We start from the raw sequence: 25,784 nt of genomic DNA, 5'->3' as shown, positions 1-25,784 counted from the left end.
TGATGAAAGCGCCCGCATACCCCATCCGAAGCCTGCGCCAAGCCGGGGCCGTGCTGAAGGCGCGGCGCGCGGCGCGGAAGATCAGCCAGAAGCAGCTGGGCGAGATGACGGGGACGGCGCAATCCACCATTTCCGACATCGAGAACGGCGTCGTTTCCGTAAGCCTCGATGTCTACCTGCGCCTCCTAGAGGCCCTCGGTGCGGAACTGTCCGCGACGGACCGTATAGCTGACCCTGGGCAGCGCTAGGATGGCACGGATCGCCCGCGCGGGCCGACGCACACGCCAAAGCAAGACCGCCGTCTGGTACGAAAGGGCGCGGGTGGGCACGCTGACCCGCGCGACGGATGGGGCCATCGCCTTCTCCTACGATCCTGACTGGCTGGCGTCCGAGGCCGCTTTTCCGGTTGCCAGTGCCCTGCCGCTGACCAAGCTCAAATGGCAGGGCGATCCCGTTGTCGCCGCCTTCGACAACCTTTTGCCCGATGCCGAAGGCGAGCTGCGAGAGAAGATCGCCGCGCGCGTAGGCGCACAGGGCAAGGATGTGTTCTCTCTGTTGTCCGTGCTGGGGCGCGACTGTGTCGGCGCGCTGCAATTCCTGCCGCTGGACGAGGCCCCGTCCGAACAGGACATGCAGTATCGCGTCATTTCCGAAGAGGAGATGGTTGCCGACCTGAAGAACCTCGCCACAGCACCCCTCGCCCTGGGTGAAGACGAGGATTTCCGGATTTCCATCGCCGGTGCGCAGGAAAAAACGGCCTATCTGCGTATCGACGGGCAGTGGGCCAAGCCGTGCGGCATCACGCCGACCAGCCATATCTTCAAGACGCCCATGGGCCTCATTCCGGGCCCCGAGGAGATCGATCTGAGCGACAGCGTCGAGAACGAGTTGTTCTGCATGCCACTGGCGCGCGAAATCGGCCTGCCCGTCGCAAATGTCGAAAAGCTCACCCTGCCCGGGCAGGTCGTGCTCTCGGTCGAACGGTTCGACCGCGTCTGGCACGGCGACACCCTGAAACGCCTGCCGCAAGAGGATATCTGCCAGTCGTTGGGTTACCCTTCCGCCATGAAATACCAGAGGCTGGGCGGCCCCGGCATCGCGCAGATCATGGAGCTTTTGCGGGAATCCGACACACCCATCGAGGATCGGGAAACGTTCTTCCGGGCGCAGATGTTCTTCTTCCTGATCGGAGCCTCTGATGGGCACGCCAAGAACTTCAGCCTGCGTCTGGGGCGTCGTGCGCGGTTCACGCTCGCGCCCCTCTATGACATCCTGAGCGTCGCCCCGGTCGTCCGCGCCGGACGCTTGCAGCGTAAGCGCTACCGCCTCGCCATGTCGATCGATGGCCATTACGGCATCGACGAGATCGTGCCGCGCCACTTCGAGGCCGAGGGCCGCGCAGCGGGTCTGCCCAAGGGCCGCGCCCTGGAGCTGTTGCGGGACATGGTAGATCGACTGGGCCCTGCGCTGAAGCGGACGCTTCTGGCGGTGGGCGATCAGGTCCCGGCGGCGGTCAGCGAGCCGATCGCGAGCGATGCGACACAGCGGGCGGCGCAGATGCGGGACCTGCTTTAGGGCTTCGGGGCCTCTGCCCCCAACCCCTCCAACGCCTTGTCGACCTCGCGCGTCTTCGCGGCCAGCTGTGCCTCCCACAAGATGCGGAACTCTTCCGCGAATTCGACCAGGCCCCCGGCGAAGGTGCGGATCGTGGTCATGTCCTCGTCGGTGAAGGGCAGCGGGCGACCGCGCAGTTTGGCTTCGTTCAGCTTGCGGGCGATGTGGTTGACCGCAGCGCCTTCGGTGGCGACCTGCTCGCCCCACGCTTGCAGATGGTCCAGCACGACCGGATCGACCGGGCGCAAAAGGATGTCAGCGGCCCCCATCAGTCGGCGCAGGGCGGCAGGTTGGTCGGTGATGCCGCGACGCGCCAGCGCGGCCTGGAACCCCGCCAGCTGGCGCGCGCTCAGGCGGGTGCTGATCGTCGTTGTGGGGCCCGGATGCGCGCCTTTGGCCCGGCTCAACGTGTTGTAGATCGTACGGGTCGATACTTCGAAGCGTCGGGCCAGAGCAGCGGCAGGGGTGCCCTCGGCGCGGGCCTCGATGATCTGGCGGCGTTCGTCGTCGGTCAGTTTGCGATGGTGGCGCATGTGAAGTTTACGTTCCTATTTCTTGCCAACTTCCTCCAAGCCCCCCGCCTCCCAGCGTCAGCGGAGGTGGGTCAGGGGCTTGGAGTCCGTTTCGGTTGGTGTGCTTGGTTGGACGGGGCGCAGGGGGCGCGATGCGGGAAACGCGATGCGCAAAGCACGTGGCACCGGACGCGGCGCAAAGGACGCGATGCGGAAGGCGCGGCGCAACGGACACGGGACACGGCACACGCTCCGGAAAGCGCGATGCACGGGACGCGGTGCGCGGCGCAATTTGCAGAGGACGCGCCGCTCATCCCGCCAACCCCGCCGCGCGAAGCTGGCCATCGGTCACCAGCCCCGCAGCCATCAGCGCCGTCACCTGCGGGGCGGTGATGTGTTTGCACATCGGGCTGCGGTCGCGGACCCATGCGGCCAGTCGGGCGTGATGATCGGCGGCCAGCGTTGTCCGGGCCTCTCGCTCCTCGGCCGCCATTTCGAGGAAGCGCTGCCAGCGGCGGGCGGCGAACCAGTTGTCGGCGAAACAGACCTTGGAACGGGTGAAGCCCGCGCTCTCGGTCGCATAGGCCCGCACTGCGCGCAGCAGGTCGTCGGGGTCGATGCCTTCGGCCAGCGCCTCGGCAATCGCCCCCACGCTTGCCGCCTTCCCGCGCTGCCGGTCCTTGGGGTAGGCGGCCCAGATCTTCTCAACCCTTTCATCTACCGCCGCCTCCGCGCGCTTGCGCGTAGGTGGTTTATGGATGGTTTCAGGGTGGTTTGGGGTCCACCGTGGACCCCGTACCCCGTCCATGGTGGACCCCGTACCTGGTTCAGGCTGGACGGGGTCCACCGTGGACCCCGTCCCTTCATCGGGTTCGGCCATCGATTCCAGCGCCATGACGCGGGCCAGAACAATGCGGTAAATGACGGTGAAACCGTTCTTGCAGGGCCGCCGCCCGGTCTCGATCAGAATGCCTTCTTTCAGGAAATCGCTGATCGTCCGCTTCACGGTGCTTTCGCCAAGCTCCGTGTGCCGTTGGATCGTCCCTTTCGAGCACCAGATGCCCGAGCCGTCATCGCTCGCCTTGTCGGCCAGAAACATGATGATCTGTTTGCGCGCGGCGCTGCCGAAGCGGCGTTCGGCGCATTCGTTCGCGACACGCCAGCTCATAGCCGCGCTCCACGAGGCTCTAAACCGGCCTCAACTTGTACAGGTTTTGTACAGAAATCCTGTCTGCCGCCCCAGATTTCCCCGGGAATCAAACGGACGTTTCTGCAGCGGCCTCTCCACGCCTCTGAAAAAAAGCCATATTTTATTGAGTTTTTTGGTGACCCCGACAGGATTCGAACCTGTAACCTGTCCCTTAGGAGGGGACTGCTCTATCCAGTTGAGCCACGGGGCCACGCCACCGGTTTTCGGCCATTCGCGGCGCCCGGGCAAGCCGCAATTCGCACGCCGCTTGCGGTGTGCCCCGGTGCGCCCTATCAAATCCGCATGACACGCACCCCCGACCGCCCCGGACCGATGCGCGGACGCAACCCGTTCGACGGCAAACCGCAGATGACGCTGCGCGACGTGGCCGAGGCCGCAGGCGTGTCGGAGATGACCGTCAGCCGGGTGTTGCGCAACCGTGGCGATGTCTCTGCGCAGACGCGCGAGCGGGTCTTCACCGCCGCCCGCAAGCTGGGATACGTCCCCAACAAGATTGCGGGCGCGCTGGCCTCCAACCGCGTGAACCTTGTCGGCGTCGTCATCCCGTCGCTGTCCAACATGGTCTTTCCCGATGTGTTGGCGGGGATCGGCGAGGTGCTGGATGAAACTCCCCTTCAGCCCGTCATCGGCACCTCGAAATACGACGACGATCTCGAGGAAAAGGTCATCTACGAGATGCTGAGCTGGCGCCCCTCCGGCCTGATCGTGGCGGGGCTGGAGCATTCCGACGCCGCCCGCGCGATGATGGCGGGTGCGGGCATCCCCGTGGTCGAGGTCATGGATGTCGACGGCGACCCTGTCGCCGCCTGCGTCGGGATCAGCCACCTCGAGGCCGGTCGCCAGATGGCGCGTGAGATCGCGGCGCGCGGCTACCGGCGTATCGGCTATTGCGGCTCCTCCTCGATCAAGGATCACCGCGCCCAGAAACGCCGCCAGGGGTTCGTGGCCGGTCTGGCCGAGGCTGGCCTGAGCCTGAGCGACAGTTGCCTCTACGCGGGCGCCTCGGGCTTCGGTACCGGCCGCGCCATGACCGAACAGATCCTGACCCGCACCCCGGACCTCGATTTTCTTTACTACAACAGCGACATCAACGCGGCGGGCGGGTTGCTCTACTGCCTGGAAAAGGGTCTCTCGATCCCCGACCGCATCGGGCTTGCGGGCTTCAACTCCTTCGAGGTGCTAGACGGCCTGCCGCTCCGCATCGCCACGATGGACAGCCAACGCCACGCCATCGGTAGGCGCGCCGCCGAGCTCGTCGCCGCCAATGCGCTTAGCGACGAGGTCGTGACTCTGGCACCAGTGTTCCTGCCCGGGGATACGGTGCGGTAGAGGGGCCTCGACGGAGGCTTTGGCCCGGAGCCGCCCAACGGGTCCGAAAACGGCACGATCCAGAGCGGCTACTTGGGAGGCGCGCTGAAATCGGCCAAGGACGAAGCCGCTCGCGCGGCGATGGGGCCGTTGGTAATGGTTGCGCGCTGACCTGAGCGCCGTTCATCTGGGAATGGATGATCCCGCCTGACGATTGGAGCCTCTCAATCATCGGACCTGTGCTTTGCATGGCAACGGAGAGAGTGCGCCCGCTGCGCCAGCGGCGGAGCGAAGACATGGGCATCCGCGGGATAGGCGACAAGGCACAGAAGTCGCACATCCGGGCAATCAAGTATTGTGCGGCCTTTCTCGCGTGATCGCCCGACACGGCGACGCCCGAGGATCTGCGTGCCCATCAGCTTCACCTGACGGACAGCGGGGTCATGTCATCGACGTTCAACGCGCGGATCGTGGCACGGCGGTTCTTTTTCGGCATGACCTGCGGGAGGGAGACGATGAAACGCTACGTGCAATTCCGTACGTAACTGCGGAGGCTGCCGGTCGTCTTCAGCGTCGAGGCGGGTGAGGGGCATCCGGCACCACGGCCTGCCGGCCAGCTCGGTCCGCAAGACCAACCCCACGAAGCGCCGCGCCCTGCTCCGCGTCCAGCAGCCTGACCGGAGAGCCAGTGCCCGAGATCATCCCGCTCACCCTGCGCGAACCGTGCACCTGTTGCGGTGGCCCCATGCGCAGCGTCGAGATCTTCCGCCGCGGACAGACACCCATGTCGCGGCCCCCAACGAGGCAACAGGCCGCATGGCGCATCGCCTGTCATCCGTCGCAAGACAGCACCGGCTGTGTCTCGTTGCCTCGGCCAAGTCGGCGTGAGCCAAACGTTCCCCGACGCGCCACACGCCAGCCTTACGCCACCCGGATCAGCAAACCACCACCAAAGCAGAGATCCATGGTCGATCTTAATCCTGCCGCGCGGACCGTCGAATCTGTCATTGGCGGCACCTGCAAAATCCGGTGATGGCGTATTCACAGAGCGTGAGACGATGCCGAAGAACGCACCTGTGGCAGCTGCATATGCCCCAAAAGCCAACTTGCATCTTGCGGCGCAGGATGTGCATCACGAACCACGTCAAGTAATTTGTGCGATAGCCATTCAAAGGTGCCGGTTTCGGCAAGTTTCGAACCAGACACCGGTGAAGACGGTCACAAGAAAAGGGAATGAAGCTCGCCGGTACCGCCGATGCGTCATATCGGCCTCCAACCTTCCGTCGCGTTGACCCAATCAGTTCGGGCCCACTGGTTACCCGAACCAACCAGAGCAAGGAACACGCCCTGTCCGATCCAAACAACCAAAAGGCACGTGTTGCAATTCTTGGGGCAGGACTTGCAGGATGTATCGCTGCGCTCGAGTTTGCGCACACTGGGCAACGGGTGACCCTGATCGACCGGACACCGCGGCCCATGATGGGTGCAAGCCGCCACAATGAAGGCAAATTGCATCTGGGATATGTCTATGCGGCCGATACGAGTTTGGAAACACACAAGATTCTGGCTGAGGGAACGTTGAGATTCCTGGACACGCTGGAGCGTCTGACGGGGTGCCCCAGGGATCGCTTCACGGTGTCGGACGCGTTCACCTATGTCGTTCCGGACGATTCCGCCCGCACACCGGATGATATCTGGGCGTATTTCAATAGCGTCGACGATACGGTGGCAGAGCTTTGTGATCAAATGGGCCTGTCGCCCTATGAACGAGCCAGAGTTGCGACAAAAGAATATTATAGAACCCATTATGGGGATTGCGTGCAGACGGCCTATCATACCCCGGAGATCGCCGTTGATCCGGGAAGAGTGTCGGATATCGTTGCTGCAGCCGTTTATGCGCACCCGCTGATCACTTTTCTGGGCGCTCGGACCGTTATGGATGTACGTCGTGTCGGTGCGTCCGGTTACCGCATCCGATTGAGCGACCAGACCGAGATAACCCAACTCGACGCGGCAGCGGTGATCAACGCGCTTTGGGAAGATCGCCTTCGGATCGACGAAATGGTTGGGCTTGGCTCGCCCTTTGTGTGGTCACAACGGTGGAAAGCCACGGTTACGATCGAGGTGCCGCCGGAGTCCATCACCCTCCCCAGCACCACCGCATTGGTCGGCCCTTATGGGGATTTTGTGCTGTACGGAAAGGCACGTGTGTACATCTCCTGGTATCCCGCATGCCGGCTGTCGATGTCTACCACCGCCAGCCCCGATCAGGTCCGCGCCATTGTTGACGCGGCGAACCACGACGACATTCGGGTCAGATCGCTGCGGAACCTTTCAAGGCTGATACCGGGTGTGTCGGACTTGCTGGCCTACAAGAACAATACGACGGTCGGCGGAGGGTTCATCATGGCGGTTGGCGAAAGCGACATCGATGACAGGAAGAGCGGCCTGCACGAACGCCATCAAATCGGCGTCGAACATCACGACACCTGGGTGTCACTGTCGACGGGCAAGTTTTGCACGGCCCCGATGTTCGCAGTTCGGGCGGCTCGAGGTTTGAAAGGCGTTCTGACATGAGTTTGCATGACGTCACCTGTCTGATCCCGCTCTACCGCTCTGTTCCGCAGTTGCCCATCGTGTTCGAGAATATCGACGATCATCTCAGGCTCGGCGCTACGGTGCTTTGCTCGGATGAACACGGGCTCGATGACGCCGCACAGCAGATCGCTGATCGCTATGCGTCAAACCCGGATGTGCGGGTGTTTTCCGGCACTGATGGTGGCAACTGGGTAAGCAATTGCAACCGACTGATTTCGGAGTGCAGGACACCGTTTTTCCGAATAACGCCCCACGATGATACCTTTCCCGCCGCCGCGACAGCGCTGCTTGTGCAGCCTCTGCGCTGCCATCCGAAACTGGTATTGAGCCACGGTCGCGTGCTTGCGGAAACCGACAGCGCAGAGCGCCTGCCAAATCGGGACGAACCTCAGGTATGGCCGGAACCTGTTACGGATCAGTTGCGATTCGCGGCCGAATTTTTCTGGAGGGGACACTACAACGGTGCCTTCAAATCCGTCGTTCGCGCCAATGTCGTTGACAATGGCCCGCTCCTGATCCGACCGACTGCATCCTTGCGGCATTCTGAGCGCGCCTGGCTGTTTGGATACTCTCTTCTTGGTGAGTTTACCTTCACACCAGAAGCAACAATGAAAAAGCGATATTGGACCGGCAGTCTGACGGATGGCTGGAAGCGGTCCCCGCACGATATGATCGAAGCGGCGGATGTCATGGCCAGCTACGTCGACGACTTTGTCGACGATCCGGACATCCGTGCTGCGCTGCGCTTCAATCTTTACCTGAATGCAGTGCGACGCGCGGGCAAAGCTGAAGGATATTATACCCGGCACCCTGGCTATGAGCCGACGGGGCTCCCGGTGCATGGATGCCCAAACCCATGAAGGGGATCACGTGCCGCTTTGATCCTCGGTAAGGTCGGTCGCCACGCTTTGGGTGGCAGAACCAAATCCGTAGGGTATCAAGGTCATCATGCCCATCTTGTCGCTTGCGAAGCAGGGTGCAACTGGCCGATTTCGCTAATGGACCCGAAGCCCGGCATAGGCAGCAGACGTCTCCGTTCCACTCTGGGCGCTTCAAACCACTGATTATTGCCAATCAAAAACCTCATGATTTTTGCCAGTAATCGATCTGCGGGAGCAAGCAGCCTGACCTCAGGCGGCGTGAAGTGTTCCCCGGCGGTCTCGTTCGACAGTTCGGCTGGGCGCCGGATGCGTCCCGCGAAGACGAGAGCCATCTGGTGGTTGTCGACGCGGTCGGGCTGAAGGTCGATTTGGGTGAATTTCTCAGTCACCTGATAGTGCAGCCCGGCCTTGACCAATCGGTCCATCTGCGCGGAGACCTCGAAGCGTCCGAAAACGTCCCGGACAGCGGGCGAGTTGCCCTACGGAAGCCAAAACCACCCCGCCAAAACCGCGCCATTCTCCCCGGCCCGACAGCAAGCGTCAGGTGCAAACAGGCAATGCGGGTAGGTTTCGGGATACTGCAAGCCTATCGCCGCAGCCGAAATGCCGAGCGTGTCATGGTGCCATGTCGAAAATGTAGTGCTCATCTCTATCGGCCACGCAGGCCATCGTTCAGCAGGCCATCGCAACCGCCGCCATCTTGGCGCGGCCAGTTGCGTCACGGCGTGGGCGCCCAGCCTGCCGGGCGGACGCGGACCTGTCGTCGCTCCGCATTGGCGCGCCGTCAGCCCAAGGGCGGCCATCCCGGATCATCATGTCATCCGACTTCACCATCCGGCAGGGCGCTCTTGCCCAATGACCTTGGGTGGATCGGGCGAGCTTGGGAAATGGGCGCTGCGATGACCGGAAGCGCCATGCCGGCGTTGCGGACAGATCGACCGCCATGCACACAAATGGGGGGCGCATTGCCGTGAGCCCCAGAGCAGCCTAGTTTCTTGCAACGGTTACACGACATGGTCGGAGACAGCTTTGCCGCAGCATACCTTTCCGCACTTTCGCGAGGTCTTGGGGCAAGACGCCGCCGTTGACGCGCTGATGATGGCGCATGTCGCGCTGATGCAGTCCCAAAGCCCGGCCGAAAGCTGCCATGTCATGACGGCGGAGGCGTTGCGCACCTCGGGCGCGCGGGTCTTTGCCGGGCGCGACGGGTCGGGCCGTGTCGTGGCGATCGGCGCGTTCAAGCCGCTGGCCGATGGTGCGGCCGAGCTGAAATCCATGCATTGCGCCGCAGCCTTGCGCGGGCAGGGGCTCGGGCGCGCCTTGCTTGAGCATCTGCGGTCCGAGGCGCTGGCCTCGGGCCTGAAGAGTCTTTGGCTGGAAACCGGGTCGGCGCCCTGTTTCGGGGCTGCGCGCGCGCTCTATCTTTCCGAGGGATTTGTGGAATGCGAGCCGTTTGGCGACTATGCGGCAGACCCGTTGAGCGTCTTCATGACCGCCAAGCTTTGAGCGTTTACCACCCGCCCGCTCTCGGCTATCCAAGACCCATCGCGGCCCCTTAGCTCAACAGGATAGAGCAGCTGACTTCTAATCAGCAGGTTGAGGGTTCGAGTCCTTCAGGGGTCGCCATCTTCTCGACGACAATCAACGTGCCGCATCTTTACGGTGCATCTTTACGGTCCGTAGGTCTTGGCCGCAAATTGACACTGCTTGCGGCCAGCGCCATCAAGGGGCAGCAACGCAGGGGATAGGTGAGGCGGATGGTGACGGGCGCGGAAGGACCGATTTCGCTTTGGGATGCCACGGCCGAGGAACACCCGCCCGAAGCCTCTGCCCTTCCAGACCGGGTCGACCTCGCCATCGTGGGGGGCGGCTACACAGGCCTCTCCACCGCGCTGCATGCCGCGCAGGCGGGCCTTTCCGCCCATGTTGTCGAAGCCCACGAGATCGGCCATGGCGGGTCGGGGCGCAACGTCGGTCTCGTCAACGCGGGCGTCTGGATGCCTCCTGCACAGGTGCGCGCAGCCCTCGGCCCCGACTACGGTCCGCGTTTCCTGCGCCGCTTCGCCGATGGACCGGCGCTGGTCTTCGACCTGATCGAGCGTCACCAGATCCGCTGCGAAGCGACGCGGGGAGGCACCATCCACGCCGCCCATGGCCCGTCCGGCCTGCGCGATCTGGAGGGGCGCTGCCGGGAATGGACCGGCATGGGCGAACCGGTCGAGATGCTGGATGCCGCCGCCACTGCCACGGCGCTGGGCACCGATCGCTATGTCGGGGGTCTGCTCGATCATCGCGCCGGCACGGTGAACCCGATGGGCTATTGCCGTGGTCTCGCCCGCGCTGCGCGGGCGGCGGGTGCGGGCATCAGCACGGGCGTTCGGGTCACGGGCCTGCACAAGCAATCGGGTGGCTGGCGGGTCGAGACCGATCATGGCGCGATCTCTGCCCGCGCCGTGGTTCTGGGCACCAACGCCTATACCGACACGCTCGTGCCCGGGCTGAAATCCACCTTCACAATGATCCACTATTTCCAGTTCGCGACCCAGCCGCTGGGGCCAGAGGCCGATCACATCCTGCCGGGCCGTCAGGGCGTGTGGGATACCGCGCCGGTGATGACCTCGATCCGCCGTGATGCGCGCGGGCGGCTGATCATCGGCTCGATGGGCCGCGTCATCGGCACCCGCGAAAAGGGCCTGTCGCGGCGCTGGGCCGACCAGACCCTCAAACGCCTCTATCCCACCCTCGGCCCGGTGGAGTTCGACGAGGCCTGGCACGGCCAGATCGCCATGACCCCCGACCACCTGCCGCGTATCCATGTGCTGGACGAGGGGCTTTACACCCCCATCGGCTACAACGGGCGCGGTATCATAACCGGCACGATCTTCGGCCAGACCATGGCGGATCTGCTGACCGGGATGGACCCAGCGGATTTGCCGCTGCCTGTCACCGATCCGAAAGGCGTCGCCACGGCACCGGTGATGACCCGCCTTTATGCGCTGAGCTTTGCGGCCAACCAGTTCATCAAGGGTCTTTGACATGACGCGCCCCCCCATCCGCGTCGGTGTCGACATCGGCGGCACCTTCACCGATGTTGCCCTTGATGCGCCGGGCGGCCTTGTGACTGGCAAGGTCCTGACCGACTACGCCGAGCCCGAACGCGCGATCCTGTCCGCCATCCTTGCCGCCGCCGATCAGGCGGGGATCGACCCCGCCGACATCGGGCAGGTGATCCATGGCACGACGCTGGTCACCAACGCGCTGATCGAACGGCGCGGCGCGCGCATGGCCTTTGTCACCACCGAAGGCTTCCGGGACGTGATCGAGATGCGGTCCGAAAACCGGTTCGAGCAATACGACCTCAACCTCTCGCTCCCCATCCCGCTGGTGCCACGTAAAGACCGCTTCACACTCCCCGAACGCATGGGGCCGAAGGGTGAGGTTCTGCTGCCCCTCGATCCCGCCGCCGCCCGCGCCATGGCCGAACACATCGCCTCGGGCGGATACGAGGCCGCAGCCATCGGCCTGATGCACGCCTATGCCAACGACGCCCATGAAAGGATGATGGCGGATGCGCTGGCCGAGGTTGCCCCCGGCCTCTCCGTCTCGCTCTCCTCCGTCATCTCGCCGCAACTGCGCGAGCTGCCGCGCTTCAACACCGTCATCGCCAACGCCTATGTGCAGCCGCAGGTCTCGGCCTATCTGGGGCGGCTGGTGGAAAAGCTGCGCGCGGCGGACATCATCGCCCCGGTGTTCCTGATGCATTCGGGCGGCGGTCTCATCTCGGTTGAGACAGCGGCCGCGCAACCCGTGCGCCTGCTTGAATCCGGCCCTGCCGGGGGCGCGATCTTTGCCGCCCGCTATGCCCGCGCCCATGGCATCGACCGGGTGCTGAGTTTCGACATGGGCGGCACCACGGCCAAGATCTGCCTTGTCGAACACGCCACCCCCAAGACCGCCAACAGTTTCGAGATCGCGCGCACCTACCGCTTCAAGAAGGGCTCGGGCATGACCGTCTCCACCCCCGTGGTCGAGATGGTCGAGATCGGGGCGGGCGGCGGCTCCATCGCGTCGGTCGACACGATGGGGCGCATTCAGGTGGGCCCGCGCTCGGCCGGATCCGAGCCGGGGCCGGCCTGCTACCAGCGCGGCGGCACCGCGCCCACTGTGACCGACGCCAACCTGATCCTCGGCCGCCTTGACCCCGACGCCTTCGCGGGTGGCGCTATCCCGCTTTCCACACCCCTCGCGCAATCGGCCATGGCCTCCGTCGCCACGCAACAGGGCCTCACGGAACAGGCCACCGCCTTTGGCGTGACCGAGATGGTGGACGAGAACATGGCCAACGCCGCCCGCGTCCACGCGGTCGAAAACGGTCGCGACATCGAGGGTTTCACCATGGTCGCCTTTGGCGGCGGCGCGCCGCTCCACGCCTGCCGGCTGTGCGAGAAGCTCGGCCTGTCCGCCCTTCTGATCCCCCCCGGCGCGGGCGTCGGTTCGGCCATCGGCTTCCTGCGCGCCCCCTTCAGCTATGAGTCGACGCGCGGGTTGTTCCAGCCGCTCGACGGGTTCGACGCGGACCTCGTCAACGCGACGCTGCAAGCGATGGAGACCGAGGCCCGAGCCTTTGTCGACGTGGGTGCCGCGGGCGCCGATACCGTGTCCAAGCTCACCGCCTTCATGCGCTACCGGGGGCAGGGCTGGGAAATTCCGGTGCCGCTTTCGCAATCCCGTTTCAAGGACGCCGACGTCCCCGCCCTGATCGCTGCCTTCGAGGATGCCTACCGCACGCTTTTCGGTCGCATCATCGAGGGTCTCACCCCCGAGATCACCAACTGGTCGCTCACCGTCGCCTCCCGCGCGCCGGAACCTGCGCCGGTCGCGCGCCTGACCGGCGGCACCGATGCATCCCCCGGCCGCACCCGCCGCTTCTTCGACGCCGCCCTGCGGAGGGAGGTCGAGGCGCAGGAAATCCCCCGCGCCGCCATGACCCCCGGCACAGTCGCAAATGGCCCCGCGATCATCACCGAGGACGAGACCTCGACCATCGTCACCTCCGCCTTCCGCGCCATCGGCCAATCCGACGGCTGCCTTCTCCTGATCCGCAAGGAGGGCCAGCCATGACCCCCGATACCATCGACTTCCAGATCATGTGGAACCGCCTGATCGCCGTGGTCGAGGAACAGGCGACGACGCTGATCCGCACTGCCTTTTCCACCTCGGTGCGCGAGGCGGGCGACCTGTCGGCAGGTCTTTTCGACCGGCAGGGGCGGATGATGGCGCAAGCCGTCACCGGCACGCCCGGCCACGTCAACGCCATGGCCGAAAGCGTTGGGCATTTCATCGAACACATCGGCCCACAGAACATTTTTGACGGCGACGTCTACCTGACGAACGACCCATGGATGGGCACCGGCCATTTGCACGACATCACCGTCGTCACGCCCGTCTTCCGCAAGGGCGTGCACATCGGTTTCTTCGCTTCCACCGCACATGTGGTCGACATTGGCGGGCGCGGCTTCGGCCCCGACGGGCGCGAGGTGTATGAGGAGGGGCTGCTTATTCCCATCTCGAAATTCGCCGAACGGGGCCAAGTCAACGACATGCTGATCCGCATCGTGCGCGCCAATGTGCGCACGCCCGACCAGACGGTCGGCGATCTCTATTCGCTGGCTGCCTGCAACGCGGCGGGCGACCGTCGGTTGCATGCGATGCTGGATGAGTTCGGCATCGACGATCTGGACGGCCTGTCGGAGTTTATCCTGACCGCCAGCAGGCGGGCGACCGAGGCCGCGATCGCCAGGGTTCCCACGGGCACATACCGCAACACCATGACCGTCGACGGGTTCGAGGCCCCGGTGGAAATGGTCGTGACGCTGGAGGCGCAGGGCGCCATTATCCGCGCCGACTTCACCGGCACCAGCGGCATGAGCAGCTTCGGCGTCAACGTGCCCGAGGTCTATACCCGCGCCTATGCCTGCTACGCGCTGAAATGCGCCATCGCGCCCGAAGTGCCCAATAACGCCGGGAGCCTCGCACCCTTTGTGATCACGGCGCCCGAGGGCTCGATCCTTGCCGCCCGCCGCCCTGCGCCGGTCTCGGTGCGCCATGTGCTGGGCCACCTTGTTCCCGATGTGGTGCTGGGCGCGCTGCACCTTGCCATGCCCGGCACCGTCCCGGCCGAGGGTGCCTCCGCGCTGTGGAACATCCAGATTTCCGCCCGCCCCGCCGACCCCGACAGCGGGTTGCCCCCTGCCGAAATCCTGATGTTCAATTCGGGCGGCACCGGCGCGCGGCCCACGCTTGACGGGCTTTCCGCCACCGCCTTCCCCTCCGGCGTCTCGACCATGAGCGTCGAGGCGACCGAACACGTCGGCCCCATCATCGTCTGGCGCAAGGACCTGCGCCCGAACTCCGGCGGGGCAGGGGCCACGCGCGGCGGGCTTGGCCAGATCATCGAGATCGGCGCCCGCGACGGCTACGAGCTGTGGTTCAACGCCATGTTCGACCGCGTCCACCACCCCGCCCGTGGCCGCGAGGGCGGCGGGCCCGGTGCGCCGGGCCGGGTGGAGCTGTCGGACGGCACCACCCTCAAACCCAAGGGACGCCAGCCCATCCCGCAGGGCCTGCGCCTGCGCCTGAGCCTGCCCGGCGGGGGCGGTTACGGCAATCCGGCGGCGCGCGACCGACTGGCCCTGCGAGCCGACATCGAGGCGGGTCTGATCGACCCGGAAACCGCCGTGTGCGACGACGGGCAAGACCCCAAAAGCGACTGAACGCCGATCCGAATCGGGCCGCACGGCTTGCCCGATGCGGTGCCCGACAACCGCCTCCATGCTGCCGGTTGGGCCAGAACCCGCCCCGACAGCGCTGAAGGTTGCGCAAAACCGTCCCCTTTCCCGTGGCTTGGCTGTATTCATCGAAAAAGAATGCGCCTATAGTGCAAAGCGAACGCCTGCGCTGTCACCTGGGAGGGACGCCACGATGATACGCTCCGAGCTGATCCAGAAGCTGTCGGACGAGAACCCGCATCTCTACCAGCGTGATGTCGAACGGATCGTGAATGCGGTCTTCGAAGAGATCATCGAGGCGATGGCCAGCGGCAACCGTGTCGAGTTGCGCGGCTTTGGTGCCTTTTCTGTCAAGCAGCGCGACGCGCGCACCGGCCGCAATCCGCGCACCGGCGAAAGCGTCGCGGTCGAGGAGAAGCACGTGCCTTTCTTCAAGGCCGGGAAACTGCTACGCGACCGACTGAACGGAGACGCGTGACGGAACCCGGAGGCCTTTTGACATGATCGTCCTGAGATACCTGAAATACACCTTCCTGATCGTCGTCGCCGTGGCGCTTGTCTTGATGGCGATGGCCAACCGCGAGTCGGTGACGCTCGAGGTGATCCCGGCTGATCTGGCGGCGTGGTTCGGCATCCAGTTCGGGATCGAGCTGCCACTGTTCCTTGTCGTGCTCGGAAGTGTGTTGGTTGGTGTTATGGTCGGGTTCGTCTGGGAATGGCTGCGCGAACACCGCTACCGCGTCGAGGCGGCGACTAACAAGCGCACAGCGCAAGCCTTGGAGCGTGAGGTGACGACCCTCAAGGGCCCTGCGCGAGACAGCCAGGACGAAATCCTTGCGCTGGTAGACGGGCCCCGGTCCGGCCGTTGACCCGATGACGATCGCCTTCAAGGTCTGCGGCCTGACCCGGCCGCAAGACGTCTCCGCCGCCGTGCAATCGGGTGCACGCTATGTCGGATTTGTGTTTTTTCCCAAATCGCCGCGCAATGTGACGCTGGAACAGGCCCGTGCGCTGGCCTTGGCGGTGCCTTCGGGCGTGGCCAAGGTCGCGCTGACGGTTGATGCCGAGGATGCGGACCTGGATGCCTTGGTCGCGGCCGTGCCGGTCGACATGGTGCAACTGCACGGCCACGAATCCCCCGATCGCGTGGCCGAGGTCCGGGCGCGCTACGGATTGCCGGTGATGAAGGCGCTGGGGATCGCCAGTGCCGCCGATCTGGCCCGGATCGACAGCTATGCCGAGGTTGCCGACCAGCTGCTGATCGACGCCAAGCCCCCCGAGGGCGCGGACCTGCCCGGCGGCAACGGGCTGGCCTTTGACTGGCGGCTCTTGGCCGGGCGCAAATACTGGACGAAACCCTGGATGCTGGCGGGTGGTCTGACGCCGGGCAACGTGGCCGAAGCGGTGCGCCTGACCGGCGCGCGGCAGGTCGATGTCTCCTCGGGGGTCGAGTCCGCGCCGGGTCTCAAGGATGCGGGCCGCATGGCGGCTTTTGCCAAGGCGCTGGCCCCATCCAACTGACCCGTGCGCCGCGCCGTCTTTCCGCCGCCTTGCCCTTGCCCCGTGGGGCGCGCCACGCTACCCCTTGTCCTCGACCCAAGCCGGAGGCCCCGATGCCCGACGATCTTTTGAACAGCTTCAAGACCGGCCCTGATGACAAGGGCCGTTTCGGCCAGTTCGGCGGGCGCTTCGTCTCCGAGACGCTGATGCCGCTCATCCTCGAGCTTGAGGCGCAGTATGAATTCGCCAAGACCGACGACAGCTTCTGGGCCGAGATGGACTTCTTGTGGAAGCACTACGTCGGCCGTCCCTCGCCGATGTATTTCGCCGAACGCCTGACCGACCGGCTGGGCGGTGCCAAGGTCTATTTCAAGCGCGACGAGCTGAACCACACCGGCGCGCACAAGATCAACAATGTGCTGGGCCAGATCATTCTGGCCCGCCGCATGGGCAAGACCCGCATCATCGCGGAAACCGGCGCGGGTCAGCATGGTGTCGCGACAGCGACCGTCTGTGCCAAGTTCGGCCTGAAATGCGTCGTCTACATGGGTGCGACCGATGTGGAACGCCAAGCGCCCAACGTCTTCCGGATGCGGCTTCTGGGGGCCGAGGTGATCCCCGTCACCTCCGGGCGCGGCACGCTCAAGGACGCCATGAACGATGCGCTGCGCGACTGGGTGACCAATGTGCGCGACACCTTCTACTGCATCGGCACAGTTGCGGGCCCGCATCCCTACCCGGCGATGGTGCGCGATTTCCAGTCGATCATCGGCAAGGAAGCCCGTGAACAGATGCTGGAGGCCGAAGGGCGGCTTCCTGACACGATCATCGCGGCCATTGGCGGTGGTTCGAACGCCATGGGCCTGTTCTACCCCTTCCTCGACGACACGGATGTGGCGATCATCGGGGTCGAGGCCGGCGGCAAGGGCGTCAACGCCAAGATGGAACATTGCGCCAGCCTCAGCGGCGGGCGGCCCGGCGTGCTGCATGGCAACCGCACCTATCTTCTACAAGATGAGGATGGCCAGATCCTTGAAGGCCATTCGATCTCGGCGGGTCTGGATTACCCCGGCATCGGGCCGGAACATGCATGGCTGCACGACATCGGTCGCGCGCAATATGTCTCGATCACCGATACCGAGGCGCTGGCGGCCTTTCAGCTGTCTTGCGAGACCGAGGGCATCATCCCCGCGCTGGAACCGTCTCATGCGCTGGCCCATGTTGCCAAGATCGCGCCGGATATGCCCCGCGATCACATCATCTGCATGAACATGTGCGGCCGGGGCGACAAGGACATCTTCACCGTCGCCAAGCACCTTGGCTTCGACATGAAGGTCTAGGTCCGCCCGGCCGGTCAGCTTTCCTCGATGCTGGCCAGCAGGTTGCGCGCAAACCGACAGGGCGCATGCGCGGTGTCCTCGGGCTCCACCCCGGTGGAGCCTTCGCATGCGCGCAGCAATTGCACCCGCGCCCGCGCATTGTCGCGCGTCGTGCCCTCGCCCAGTTGGTAAGATTGCCCCGACATCGCGCAGCCCCATTCGCTGCCTGCATCACAAGCCGAGGAGAAGCTGCGGTAAAGGCATAGATCGCGTGCCCACTGGGTCAGATCCGACAGGGGATCGGGTGCCACTTGCGCGGCGTTGCGCAGCGCGGCCGCCCTGTTGGTGCAACCGGACGCCGACCCCAGCGCGCAGGCCAGCGCATAGGCTTGCCTGCGCGACAGGTCGATCGCGGGGTCCATTGCATAGGGATCATCGCTCAGCTCGATGGCACGCGCCGTGGTTCTGCAGGCGGTGGCACTGTTGCCCGCAACGCAAGCCTCGAGGCAGCCGTCGAAATCGCTCAGGCAGGCGCCTTGTTGCCAGATGTCGCCCGCGGCCATGTCGACGCGTGACAGCCACGCATCGGCGGGGCAGGTGGCCAGCAAATCCACGATGCCGGGCACGTTGGCGAGGCGGTCCGCCGCCTGTTGCAAGGCCGCGGCGCCGGGCGGATCGGCCGGCCTTTCTTCGTCGACGCGGGTTAATGACAATACGGCCCCGACCGTGACACCGGCGATGATGTAGAGGACGACGTTGGGTATCCGGAACACGACAGGCTCACCATTTAACAGGCCACAAGATGTCGGGCACCGGGCACAATGGCAATCGCAAAGCGGCCTTCTTGTTAAACCGCGTGCTCGTGCAGCACCTCCAGCGGCACGATGTCGAGCGCTCGGGCATGTGTGGCGGCAAGGTTCACGCGCGGCGCCACCCCATCCTCATGGGCCTGCAAAAAACGGCTGGCGCACAGGCACCACTGGTCGCCCGGCTTGAGGCCAGCGAAGCCGTATTCGGGGCGCGGCGTCGACAGGTCGTTGCCCACGTATTTGGAAAAGGCGAGGAATTCCGCCGTCATCACCGCGCAGACCGTGTGGCTGCCGCGATCCTCGGCGCAGGTGTCGCAGGCTCCGTTGCGGAAAAATCCGGTCATCGGGTCGCGCGAACACTCCTGCAACGCGCCCCCAAGCACGTTGACGGAGGCCTCCATCTTGATCGGCATGTCGTTTCCTTTCCGCGTGGTCCTGTTCTCAAGCTAGCCATCTTGTGGCGCCGGGCAAGGATCACGCGCGCCAGTCGATCCAGCGCCCGTGATAATCCACCCGCGCCAGCACCCTCGGCCGGTCCATCCCCGGCCAGACCTGTGCGGTCAGGGCCGCGCCCATCGGGTCGCCGTCGGCCTCCATCGCCACATGGGCTATGGGTGCGTCGGGCGTGGCGCGCGCGCCCGCGACCTCCAGCGCAGTGCGGGCCGAGGCTTGCGTGGCAGGCGGGAAATACTGCCACGCGATCGTATGGTAGACGAGATGGAGCCGCCCGGGATGGCGCGTGGCCAACCGGTCCGTCAGCCAGAAGGCGGCATCGCCGCGATCGGGCGCGCCATGGGCCAGCGCGATGGCGGCCCGGGTCCGCGCCATCCGTTCGGGCTGGTCGGGCCAGAGATATGCTGCAAGCCGCAGCGCATCACGCGGGTCGGTCGGGTCGAGCGGGTTGAGATCCACGCCGCCCCGCGCCGCGACGCGGAGGGGTCTGGGGTCGGGTAACGGGCCGGTCCAATCCGGCGACAGGCGCACCGCGCTGTCGGGCACCCCGTGCAGATCGCCGCCGACCGACAGGGCAAATCGGTCCAGCGACAGGTTCAGCCCCGCGCTTGCTCCCAGTTCCGACAGGACGAGCGGCATGTCGAAATGCCCCAAGGCCCACCAGATCGCCGGGATCAGGGCGGCGGCACGGCGCACCTCGTTGGTCTGCGGGGCCCGGTCGAGCCATTCCATCAGCCGCGCCTCGTGACGGTCCAGCGCCCCCTCGACGGCGGCAAAAAGTGTATCGTCCTCCACCTTGTTCGGCGGGTAGACCGCGACCAGCCCCCCATCCGCCCCGTCCAGAACCAGCCCGTGCAGCGCGCCGGCAAGGCGCAGCGGCACCGATTGCCCGCCCGGTCCCAGATCGCCCTGCCAGTCCAGCACCCGCCGCGCTACGGCGCCCGTGGGCTGCAAGCTGTCGGCCAAAAGCGGCATCAGCCGCCCCATGAAGGGCGAGCCGAGACGCGCACAAGCAAGCCCCTGCCCACGGAAGGCCGCGCGGATATCGGTCTCGGGCCCGGTCAAAGGCTGTCCGCGATCAGCCGGAACATGGCGATGTTCGCGTCATCCACGCCCGGCTCCCGGAACCCACGGTCGGCCCCGTTGGTCGCGATCACCACGCCGCGCGGTTGGTCGATGTAGAGATACTGGCCGTAGATGCCGCGCGCCATGAACTGCCCCGGTCCCGCACCCACGGGGACCCACCATTGGTAGCCGTAGCCGATCGCCCCCGGTGCCGTCGGGGCCGAGGGCGCAGTGCTCTCAGTCACCCAGCCCTCGGGCAGGATGCGGGTGCCCTGCCAGACGCCGTCTTGCGCGATCATCTGGCCGAAGCGCGCGTAATCGCGGGTGGTCAGGTTCAAGCCGCCCAGAACGAAGGCCACGCCTTCCCCATCGGTCAGGTAATAGGGCTCGGCCTCCAGCCCCAGAGGCACGATGAGGCGTTCGGACAGGAGCGAGGGGATATCGCGCCCGGTCGCGCCGCGGATCACCATGCCGATCACATGGGTATCCATAGAGACATATTGCCATGCGCTGCCGGGGTCGCGGGCGCGAGCCGTCAACCCGGCGGTGAAGCCGTCAAGGGTGCCGCCCAAGGCGATCTCGCGGCCCATGCGGTTGATGTCGGAATTGTAGTCGAGGTAATCCTCGTCGAACGCCACGCCCGAAGCCATCTGAGCCACGTTGCGGATGCTCGCTCCGTCATAGGCAGACCCGGACAACAGCGGCACGTAGTGCGTGACCGGCGCGTCGAGGTCGGGGATCGTGCTATCGGCCACCAGCGTGCCCAAGAGTGCCGAGAGATAGCTTTTAGCCACCGACCAAGAGATGCGGCGGTCCTCGGGCATGGTGCCGAGGTGGTAGCTTTCATGGACGATCGCGCCGTTCTGAAGCACGACCAGCGCGGTGATTGCGCGCGCGTCGATCCACGCGGCCACGTCGGGCGGCAGGTCGGCGGGCGCAGCTTGGGGCAGCGGGCTGACCGGGCCATCGCCGCGCGGCACCGGCACGGTCAGGAATGCGCGATCCATATGGCTGAAGTTGGCCACGATCCGGCCTTCGTCAAAGAGCGTGTTGACGGCCATCAACCGTGCGATTTCCTCGCGCTTCCACAGGCCAGCCGCCAGCGCCAGGAGGGCGAGAACCGCCAGAACCCGCAGGATGATCTTGAGATATCGGCGCATGTCATCTTCCCTGTTGCGCGCAGCAAAGCATGGTCATTCGATCCCCGGAAAGCGCGGCGACACCGATTTAGCGGAACTTGTCGAGAAGGCGCTGCATCGGGCTGCGCGCTTCGGGTGCAGGGTCGGGTGTCGGTGCGTCGTCGGTGCTCGTGGGCGGCTTTCCGGCCTTGGCCACGGTGGTCGAGGACCGGGGCGGCGCGGTGCGCAGCGCGACGGCATTCAGGAACCGCGCGCTGTCACCCCGGGCCAGATCGGTCGCGCCATCCGAGATCCCCCGCATCAGGTCGTCGAGCCACTCCTGTTCGGCCTTGGCGAAATCCGACAGCACATAGCCCGCCACACGGTCCTTGTGGCCCGGATGCCCGATGCCGAGGCGGACACGTGCATAGGCCTCGCCGATATGCTGGTGCATCGAGCGCAGACCGTTGTGCCCCGCATGCCCGCCGCCCGATTTCACGCGACACTTGCCCGGCGCAAGGTCCAGCTCGTCATGGAACACCGTCACGTCGGTGGCGGCGAGCTTGTAGAACCGCATCGCTTCGCCGACGGATTGACCGGACAGGTTCATGAAGGTCTCGGGCTTGAGCAGCATCACCTTTTCACCGCCCAGCGTCCCCTCGCACAGGTTGCCCTGAAACTTGGTGCGCCATGGGCCGAACCCGTGGTCGCCCGCGATCCTGTCCAGCGCCATCCAGCCGATATTGTGCCGGTTGGCCGCGTATTTCGCGCCCGGATTGCCCAGTCCGACCCAAAGCTGCATCGCATCCGCCCCCTTTGGCTGCCTGCCCGGTGATGCCAGCCGGGGCGGCATTTGCCAAGCCGCAAGGCCGCGTGTCAGGGTGGCCGGACCCGACAGGAGGTCGATCCATGCCAGAGCTCTCCAATTCCATGCGCGCCCTGATGCTGACCGCCCGCGACCGGCTGGAGGTGCACGACATGCCCGTGCCCCGCCCCGGTCCGGGACAGATTCTGGTGCGCATGGCGGCCTCGCCGGTCAACCCGTCCGACCTGATGACACTCAAGGGCGCCTACGGGATCGGCGCGGCCTATCCCTTTGTTCCGGGGCTTGAAGGGGCGGGTACGGTCGTCACTTCAGGCGGCGGCATCATGGCCCGCGCGATGCTGGGCCGCCGCGTGGCGCTGGCCACGGGCGTGGGGGGTATGTGGGCCGAATATTCGGTGGTCGACGCCAGCCGCGCCATTCCCCTGCCCACGGGCGTGTCCTTGGGCGCGGGGGCAATGTCGGCGGTCAATCCGCTGACCGCCATCGCGCTGGTCTCCATCGCGCGCAAGGGCGGGCATGGCGCTGTCGTCTCCACCGGCGCGGGCGGGCAACTGGGGCGGATGATCCGGAAACGGGCCGGGGAAAAGGGCGTCAAGGTCATCAATGTGGTGCGCCGCGCCGAACAGGTGGCGGCGCTGGAGGCCGAGGGGGCGCGGCATGTGCTCAATTCCAGCGATGCGCGCTTTGACACCGATCTGGCGCAGCTCTGCCGCGACCTGCGCTGCCGCATGGCTTTTGATGCTGTCGCCGGCGAGATGACCGGCCGGCTGGCGGTGGCGCTGGGGCCACGCTCGCAGATCCTTGTCTATGGCGCGCGCGATCAGGCGCAGGTCACGCTGAACCCCGGCACGATGATCTTCCGCGAGGTGACGGTCAGCGGCTTCTGGCTGTCGAAATGGCTGCCGCGCAAACCGCTGCCGCTGATGCTGTGGCATGCGCGCGAGGCGACGCAGGCGCTCAAGGGCGGGTTCGCGGTCAGTGACGTGGCGCGGATCGTGCCGCTCGGGCAGGCGGCTGATGGCATCGCCGCCTATGCGGGCGCGATGTCGGCGGGCAAGACGCTGATCCGCCTGTCCGACGAGGATCTTGGCGTGACGCCTGTTGCCTGAAGCCCTCATTTTGCCATGGTCATGGGCGAGGCAGCTGCCCATGATCTGCCCAATTCCCTTCGTCCCGAGGCCCGCACCGTGCATGAGTTTCGCCTGAACGGCATTTCCCTCAGCTTGCCCGCCGGGCTGGCCACGCCCGAGATCCTGAGCAAGCTCGGCGATGGCACCTATGAGGCCGATGAAGCGCGGTCTGCCGACCGCTGCGTGCGGCCCGGCTTTCGCGTGCTCGAATTGGGGGCGGGCATCGGCTATGTCACCGCGATGTGCGCCAAGCGGGCGGGCCCGCAAAACGTACTGTCGGTCGAGGCCAACCCCGCCCTGATCCCGGTGATCGAGGCCAATCTGGCGCGCAATGGCCTGTCCGGCGTCACCTTGGTGCATGGGGCTGCCACCGGCCATGTCGAGGAGGGTGCGACCGCCGATTTCGCCGTGTCCGAGGGCTACACCGGGTCCAGTCTGGACGGAAAGGGCCGCGCGGTGACGGTGCCGCTGATCTCGGTCCACGACCTGATCCGGGCGCACAAGCCCCATGTGGTGCTCATGGATGTGGAAGGCGCCGAGGCGGACATGTTCAACCGGGTCTGGAAATGCCCGCTCAGGTTTTGCGTGATGGAACTGCATCCCAAGAAATACCACGCGCGCACGATCAAGAAGATCGTCGATCTCATGTCGGCGATGGACATGACCTATGACCCGGTGACCTCGCGCGGCAAGATCCTTGGGTTCCGCAAGGTCTGGGGCGCGGGCGACGCGCCCGAACCGCTGGAAGATGACGGCGAGGGCGAGGCGTAGAACGGAAAACGCCGCCCCGGTGAGGGGGCGGCGTAGGATCAGTTGGCCGGCGGCTCGCGAAGGCGTCAGCCCTCGGCGGCTTCCTCGGCTTCGGCATTGTCGCTGCTGACAAGGCCCGAGGGGGCCGACACGTTGGCGATCACGAAATCGCGGTCGATCGTGGGCTTTGCCCCTTCGGGCAGGACCACGTCAGAGATGTGGATCACGTCGCCGATGGCGCGGCCGTCCAGATCCACGGTGATGTGATCGGGGATGTCACCCGCCGTCACGACCAGTTCCACCTCGGCGCGCACGACGGTCAGGACGCCGCCGCGCTTGAGACCCGGCGATTTCTCGTGGTTGATGAATTCCACGGGAATGAACAGGGCTACGCGCGAGGTGCGGCGCAGGCGCATCAGGTCGACATGCGTCGGCAGATCCTTGACCACGTCGCGCTGAACGCCGCGGCAGATCACGCGCACGTCGTCATGCCCCTCAACCTTGAGGTTGAAGAGGGTCGACAGGAACCGTCCCTGCTTGAGCCGCTTGAGCAGCACGTTGTAGGGGATCTGGATCGCCAAAGGATCCACGCCGCCACCATAGACGACCCCGGGCACCTTGCCTTCACGGCGAGCTAGACGGGCGGCCCCCTTGCCTGTCCCCGTCCGTGCCTCGGCGATAAGATCTGGAATCTCACCAGCCATTGCTATTCTCCATTATCCGAAGGGGCTGCCTCCAAGGGTGTCGGGCCCCGGTTGAAGCGCGCCGGATAGGGCGGAATCGCCAGATTGTAAAGGTCCAATCAGGCCGCGCGGTCGATGCCCAGCCGCGCCCGGAGGGCCGGGGGCAGGTGGCGGGCGGCTGTGACGCGGGGCAGTGCCATCTCGGCGATCGGGCGGTCCCGTCCGTAGCGCGCCAGATATGCGGCGTGATCTGCGAACCCCGCGCGGTCTGCGTAAGGAACAAGGCTTTCGGCCGGGCAGCCTTCGGCCAGCAAAAGACAGTGCGCCTCGGTCTCGACATGCCAGTAGGCGAAACGCGCCGGAAGTTGGTGCTGGGGGGCGGCCCGTATCGTGGTGCCGTTGACCAATGCGCCTGCATTGATCAGCAAGCCGTCGATGCAGATCGCGTGATCCGCCGTCACGGTCAGATCGCGGCTGGGGCAGCCTGGGCCAAGACAGCCCTCGGACAGTCGGACCGGCGCCAGCCCATCGCCCATGCCAAAGATGTTGGTGATGTCTTGCCGCCAGACCCAAATCACGGGTGTGCTGCCGCCATCGGTGGTTGTGACCAGATCGCCGGGTTGCAGCCTTTCTATGGCGCAAGGGCCATCGGGCGTAGCGATGTGGGTTCCATCCAAAAAGCAGTTGGCGGCCGTGGCGAGCGTAGGGGAATAGAGGGTCGTCACTCCGGCTGACAGAGCAGCACTGCCGAAAATGTCATGGTCGGCCTTGATATAGGGCACGGCGTAGATGCTGTGGACGAGGAACACCCCGTAGAACTTGCCTTCGATATCGAGGTAGAACCCGGTAAATTGTCCGCCCACAAAGGTGTCGGTCTGGTCAAGCGCGCCGCTGGGCGCGGTGTCGATCACATCATGCCGGTCTGCCTGATCATGGGTGCCCGTCCATGCAAGGCTGCTGTCGCCCGCGCGGCTGGGACCCATCAGCATGACCCAATGCGTCGCGGGAAAATTGGCCAAAACGAGGTCCTGAGTACGCTGCCCGTTCAACTATCCAACCGATCGTCCGGTCTGGAGGTTAATTTTTCGTTAACCCGCCTTAAGGCTCGAAAGGTTCGCTTAACCTTGAGCTACCCCCCGAAAATTGGACAGTGACGGAAGCTACGATCTGAGGTCTGCTGATCCCCAAGACGAGGAGATCAGAATATGTCGAAACGCAGG

The 25,784-nt window shown here is 65.4% G+C and carries 25 protein-coding genes, 2 tRNA genes and 2 pseudogenes; 18 read left to right on the top strand and 11 right to left on the bottom strand.

Annotated elements, in window-relative coordinates; translation table 11 throughout:
• Positions 1-2 precede the first annotated feature (2 nt).
• Entirely contained in the window at positions 3-248 is a 246-nt protein-coding gene (locus C7455_RS17760) for a helix-turn-helix domain-containing protein (RefSeq protein ID WP_245904412.1), read from the top strand.
• Position 249: 1 nt separating this feature from the next.
• The gene (locus C7455_RS17755; protein WP_109670534.1) at positions 250-1,575 is read left to right on the top strand and encodes a type II toxin-antitoxin system HipA family toxin; all 1,326 of its coding nucleotides are present in this window, start codon (positions 250-252) and stop codon (positions 1,573-1,575) included.
• Here C7455_RS17755 and C7455_RS17750 read toward each other — a convergent pair.
• From C7455_RS17750 to C7455_RS17740, 3 genes are all read right to left on the bottom strand, one after another.
• Positions 1,572-2,147: a helix-turn-helix domain-containing protein gene (locus tag C7455_RS17750; RefSeq protein ID WP_109670532.1), complete on the bottom strand. Its 576-nt coding sequence runs from the start codon at positions 2,145-2,147 to the stop codon at positions 1,572-1,574. The genes C7455_RS17755 and C7455_RS17750 overlap by 4 nt on opposite strands.
• Positions 2,148-2,436: 289 nt before the next feature.
• Positions 2,437-3,294, bottom strand: coding sequence for a hypothetical protein (locus C7455_RS17745; protein WP_109670530.1), 858 nt, complete (start codon positions 3,292-3,294; stop codon positions 2,437-2,439).
• A 155-nt stretch (positions 3,295-3,449) separates the two neighbouring features.
• Positions 3,450-3,526, bottom strand: a tRNA-Arg gene (locus C7455_RS17740).
• A gap of 92 nt (positions 3,527-3,618) precedes the next feature.
• Between C7455_RS17740 and C7455_RS17735 the strand changes: the two genes are divergently transcribed.
• The 5 genes and pseudogenes from C7455_RS17735 to C7455_RS19985 all read left to right on the top strand — a co-directional run bounded on the left by C7455_RS17735 (position 3,619) and on the right by C7455_RS19985 (position 8,102).
• Positions 3,619-4,665 carry a LacI family DNA-binding transcriptional regulator gene (locus tag C7455_RS17735; protein ID WP_109670528.1) on the top strand — a complete coding sequence of 349 codons (1,047 nt, stop codon included), beginning with the start codon at positions 3,619-3,621 and terminating at the stop codon, positions 4,663-4,665.
• Positions 4,666-4,892: 227 nt separating this feature from the next.
• Positions 4,893-5,186 (top strand): annotated as a pseudogene (locus C7455_RS20520) (phage integrase N-terminal SAM-like domain-containing protein); the annotation flags it as partial.
• A gap of 49 nt (positions 5,187-5,235) precedes the next feature.
• Positions 5,236-5,461: pseudogene (locus C7455_RS20700) on the top strand (IS91 family transposase); the annotation flags it as partial.
• A 416-nt stretch (positions 5,462-5,877) separates the two neighbouring features.
• Positions 5,878-7,221, top strand: coding sequence for an FAD-dependent oxidoreductase (locus tag C7455_RS17720; protein ID WP_109670526.1), 1,344 nt, complete (start codon positions 5,878-5,880; stop codon positions 7,219-7,221).
• Positions 7,218-8,102 carry a hypothetical protein gene (locus C7455_RS19985; RefSeq protein ID WP_146200040.1) on the top strand — a complete coding sequence of 295 codons (885 nt, stop codon included), beginning with the start codon at positions 7,218-7,220 and terminating at the stop codon, positions 8,100-8,102. The genes C7455_RS17720 and C7455_RS19985 overlap by 4 nt, the downstream gene beginning before the upstream one ends.
• Before the next feature lie 86 nt (positions 8,103-8,188).
• Here C7455_RS19985 and C7455_RS20385 read toward each other — a convergent pair whose 3' ends face one another.
• Positions 8,189-8,548 (bottom strand): type I restriction-modification system subunit M, encoded by a 360-nt coding sequence (locus tag C7455_RS20385; RefSeq protein WP_211315517.1) that lies wholly within the window; start codon positions 8,546-8,548, stop codon positions 8,189-8,191.
• Between the two features lie 604 nt (positions 8,549-9,152).
• Here C7455_RS20385 and C7455_RS17705 point away from each other — a divergent pair.
• The 9 genes from C7455_RS17705 to trpB all read left to right on the top strand — a co-directional run bounded on the left by C7455_RS17705 (position 9,153) and on the right by trpB (position 17,751).
• On the top strand, positions 9,153-9,629 hold the full coding sequence (locus C7455_RS17705; RefSeq protein ID WP_245904411.1) for a GNAT family N-acetyltransferase: 477 nt from the start codon (positions 9,153-9,155) through the stop codon (positions 9,627-9,629).
• Positions 9,630-9,672: 43 nt separating this feature from the next.
• Positions 9,673-9,749, top strand: a tRNA-Arg gene (locus C7455_RS17700).
• 131 nt (positions 9,750-9,880) lie between these two features.
• Positions 9,881-11,158 carry an NAD(P)/FAD-dependent oxidoreductase gene (locus tag C7455_RS17695; RefSeq protein WP_109670522.1) on the top strand — a complete coding sequence of 426 codons (1,278 nt, stop codon included), beginning with the start codon at positions 9,881-9,883 and terminating at the stop codon, positions 11,156-11,158.
• Position 11,159: 1 nt separating this feature from the next.
• On the top strand, positions 11,160-13,244 hold the full coding sequence (locus tag C7455_RS17690; protein WP_109670520.1) for a hydantoinase/oxoprolinase family protein: 2,085 nt from the start codon (positions 11,160-11,162) through the stop codon (positions 13,242-13,244).
• Complete coding sequence (locus C7455_RS17685) at positions 13,241-14,896, top strand: hydantoinase B/oxoprolinase family protein (protein WP_109670519.1); 1,656 nt, start codon at positions 13,241-13,243, stop codon at positions 14,894-14,896. The genes C7455_RS17690 and C7455_RS17685 overlap by 4 nt, the downstream gene beginning before the upstream one ends.
• A 208-nt stretch (positions 14,897-15,104) precedes the next feature.
• Entirely contained in the window at positions 15,105-15,389 is a 285-nt protein-coding gene (gene ihfB / locus C7455_RS17680; RefSeq protein ID WP_109670517.1) for an integration host factor subunit beta, read from the top strand.
• A 22-nt stretch (positions 15,390-15,411) separates the two neighbouring features.
• Positions 15,412-15,780: a lipopolysaccharide assembly protein LapA domain-containing protein gene (locus C7455_RS17675; RefSeq protein ID WP_245904410.1), complete on the top strand. Its 369-nt coding sequence runs from the start codon at positions 15,412-15,414 to the stop codon at positions 15,778-15,780.
• 4 nt (positions 15,781-15,784) lie between these two features.
• On the top strand, positions 15,785-16,432 hold the full coding sequence (locus C7455_RS17670; RefSeq protein ID WP_109670515.1) for a phosphoribosylanthranilate isomerase: 648 nt from the start codon (positions 15,785-15,787) through the stop codon (positions 16,430-16,432).
• 92 nt (positions 16,433-16,524) lie between these two features.
• Entirely contained in the window at positions 16,525-17,751 is a 1,227-nt protein-coding gene (trpB, locus tag C7455_RS17665) for a tryptophan synthase subunit beta (protein WP_109670513.1), read from the top strand.
• A 14-nt stretch (positions 17,752-17,765) separates the two neighbouring features.
• On the opposite strand, the gene C7455_RS17660 is transcribed toward trpB, so the two are convergent.
• The 5 genes from C7455_RS17660 to pth all read right to left on the bottom strand — a co-directional run bounded on the left by C7455_RS17660 (position 17,766) and on the right by pth (position 21,977).
• Positions 17,766-18,503, bottom strand: coding sequence for a hypothetical protein (locus C7455_RS17660; protein WP_109670511.1), 738 nt, complete (start codon positions 18,501-18,503; stop codon positions 17,766-17,768).
• Between the two features lie 74 nt (positions 18,504-18,577).
• Entirely contained in the window at positions 18,578-18,952 is a 375-nt protein-coding gene (locus C7455_RS17655) for a DUF2237 family protein (protein WP_109670509.1), read from the bottom strand.
• 61 nt (positions 18,953-19,013) lie between these two features.
• The gene (locus C7455_RS17650) at positions 19,014-20,057 is read right to left on the bottom strand and encodes a DUF2332 domain-containing protein (protein ID WP_109670507.1); all 1,044 of its coding nucleotides are present in this window, start codon (positions 20,055-20,057) and stop codon (positions 19,014-19,016) included.
• Positions 20,054-21,217, bottom strand: coding sequence for a serine hydrolase domain-containing protein (locus tag C7455_RS17645; protein ID WP_109670506.1), 1,164 nt, complete (start codon positions 21,215-21,217; stop codon positions 20,054-20,056). Before C7455_RS17645 ends, C7455_RS17650 begins: the two co-directional genes overlap by 4 nt.
• 67 nt (positions 21,218-21,284) lie before the next feature.
• The gene (pth, locus tag C7455_RS17640) at positions 21,285-21,977 is read right to left on the bottom strand and encodes an aminoacyl-tRNA hydrolase (RefSeq protein ID WP_109670504.1); all 693 of its coding nucleotides are present in this window, start codon (positions 21,975-21,977) and stop codon (positions 21,285-21,287) included.
• 107 nt (positions 21,978-22,084) lie between these two features.
• On the opposite strand from pth, the gene C7455_RS17635 reads away from it, so the two are divergent.
• Together C7455_RS17635 and C7455_RS17630 are read left to right on the top strand one after the other, a co-directional pair.
• The gene (locus C7455_RS17635; protein WP_170119134.1) at positions 22,085-23,110 is read left to right on the top strand and encodes an alcohol dehydrogenase catalytic domain-containing protein; all 1,026 of its coding nucleotides are present in this window, start codon (positions 22,085-22,087) and stop codon (positions 23,108-23,110) included.
• A gap of 21 nt (positions 23,111-23,131) precedes the next feature.
• On the top strand, positions 23,132-23,902 hold the full coding sequence (locus C7455_RS17630) for an FkbM family methyltransferase (RefSeq protein ID WP_170119133.1): 771 nt from the start codon (positions 23,132-23,134) through the stop codon (positions 23,900-23,902).
• A gap of 65 nt (positions 23,903-23,967) precedes the next feature.
• Here C7455_RS17630 and C7455_RS17625 read toward each other — a convergent pair whose 3' ends face one another.
• The gene (locus C7455_RS17625; protein WP_109670498.1) at positions 23,968-24,585 is read right to left on the bottom strand and encodes a 50S ribosomal protein L25/general stress protein Ctc; all 618 of its coding nucleotides are present in this window, start codon (positions 24,583-24,585) and stop codon (positions 23,968-23,970) included.
• Between the two features lie 98 nt (positions 24,586-24,683).
• The gene (locus tag C7455_RS17620) at positions 24,684-25,583 is read right to left on the bottom strand and encodes a Hint domain-containing protein (RefSeq protein WP_109670497.1); all 900 of its coding nucleotides are present in this window, start codon (positions 25,581-25,583) and stop codon (positions 24,684-24,686) included.
• Positions 25,584-25,784: the final 201 nt, after the last annotated feature.

It is taken from the genome of Roseicyclus mahoneyensis, from assembly GCF_003148775.1.
Lineage (GTDB): Bacteria > Pseudomonadota > Alphaproteobacteria > Rhodobacterales > Rhodobacteraceae > Roseicyclus > Roseicyclus mahoneyensis.
Note: the sequence above shows the minus strand (reverse complement) of the source record. Positions and strands in the feature narration are given on the sequence as shown.

Coding starts and splice junctions, on each gene's coding strand:
- trpB (WP_109670513.1), top strand. CDS start 16,525: ATGCCCGACGATCTTTTGAACAGCTTCAAGACCGGCCCTGATGACAAG.
- C7455_RS17720 (WP_109670526.1), top strand. CDS start 5,878: ATGAAGCTCGCCGGTACCGCCGATGCGTCATATCGGCCTCCAACCTTC.
- ihfB (WP_109670517.1), top strand. CDS start 15,105: ATGATACGCTCCGAGCTGATCCAGAAGCTGTCGGACGAGAACCCGCAT.
- C7455_RS19985 (WP_146200040.1), top strand. CDS start 7,218: ATGAGTTTGCATGACGTCACCTGTCTGATCCCGCTCTACCGCTCTGTT.
- C7455_RS20385 (WP_211315517.1), bottom strand. CDS start 8,548: ATGGACCGATTGGTCAAGGCCGGGCTGCACTATCAGGTGACTGAGAAA.
- C7455_RS17755 (WP_109670534.1), top strand. CDS start 250: ATGGCACGGATCGCCCGCGCGGGCCGACGCACACGCCAAAGCAAGACC.
- C7455_RS17750 (WP_109670532.1), bottom strand. CDS start 2,147: ATGCGCCACCATCGCAAACTGACCGACGACGAACGCCGCCAGATCATC.
- C7455_RS17685 (WP_109670519.1), top strand. CDS start 13,241: ATGACCCCCGATACCATCGACTTCCAGATCATGTGGAACCGCCTGATC.
- pth (WP_109670504.1), bottom strand. CDS start 21,977: ATGCAGCTTTGGGTCGGACTGGGCAATCCGGGCGCGAAATACGCGGCC.
- C7455_RS17645 (WP_109670506.1), bottom strand. CDS start 21,217: ATGCGCCGATATCTCAAGATCATCCTGCGGGTTCTGGCGGTTCTCGCC.
- C7455_RS17670 (WP_109670515.1), top strand. CDS start 15,785: ATGACGATCGCCTTCAAGGTCTGCGGCCTGACCCGGCCGCAAGACGTC.
- C7455_RS17745 (WP_109670530.1), bottom strand. CDS start 3,294: ATGAGCTGGCGTGTCGCGAACGAATGCGCCGAACGCCGCTTCGGCAGC.
- C7455_RS17760 (WP_245904412.1), top strand. CDS start 3: ATGAAAGCGCCCGCATACCCCATCCGAAGCCTGCGCCAAGCCGGGGCC.
- C7455_RS17735 (WP_109670528.1), top strand. CDS start 3,619: ATGACACGCACCCCCGACCGCCCCGGACCGATGCGCGGACGCAACCCG.
- C7455_RS17655 (WP_109670509.1), bottom strand. CDS start 18,952: ATGCCGATCAAGATGGAGGCCTCCGTCAACGTGCTTGGGGGCGCGTTG.
- C7455_RS17630 (WP_170119133.1), top strand. CDS start 23,132: ATGGGCGAGGCAGCTGCCCATGATCTGCCCAATTCCCTTCGTCCCGAG.
- C7455_RS17690 (WP_109670520.1), top strand. CDS start 11,160: ATGACGCGCCCCCCCATCCGCGTCGGTGTCGACATCGGCGGCACCTTC.
- C7455_RS17675 (WP_245904410.1), top strand. CDS start 15,412: ATGATCGTCCTGAGATACCTGAAATACACCTTCCTGATCGTCGTCGCC.
- C7455_RS17695 (WP_109670522.1), top strand. CDS start 9,881: ATGGTGACGGGCGCGGAAGGACCGATTTCGCTTTGGGATGCCACGGCC.
- C7455_RS17625 (WP_109670498.1), bottom strand. CDS start 24,585: ATGGCTGGTGAGATTCCAGATCTTATCGCCGAGGCACGGACGGGGACA.
- C7455_RS17635 (WP_170119134.1), top strand. CDS start 22,085: ATGCCAGAGCTCTCCAATTCCATGCGCGCCCTGATGCTGACCGCCCGC.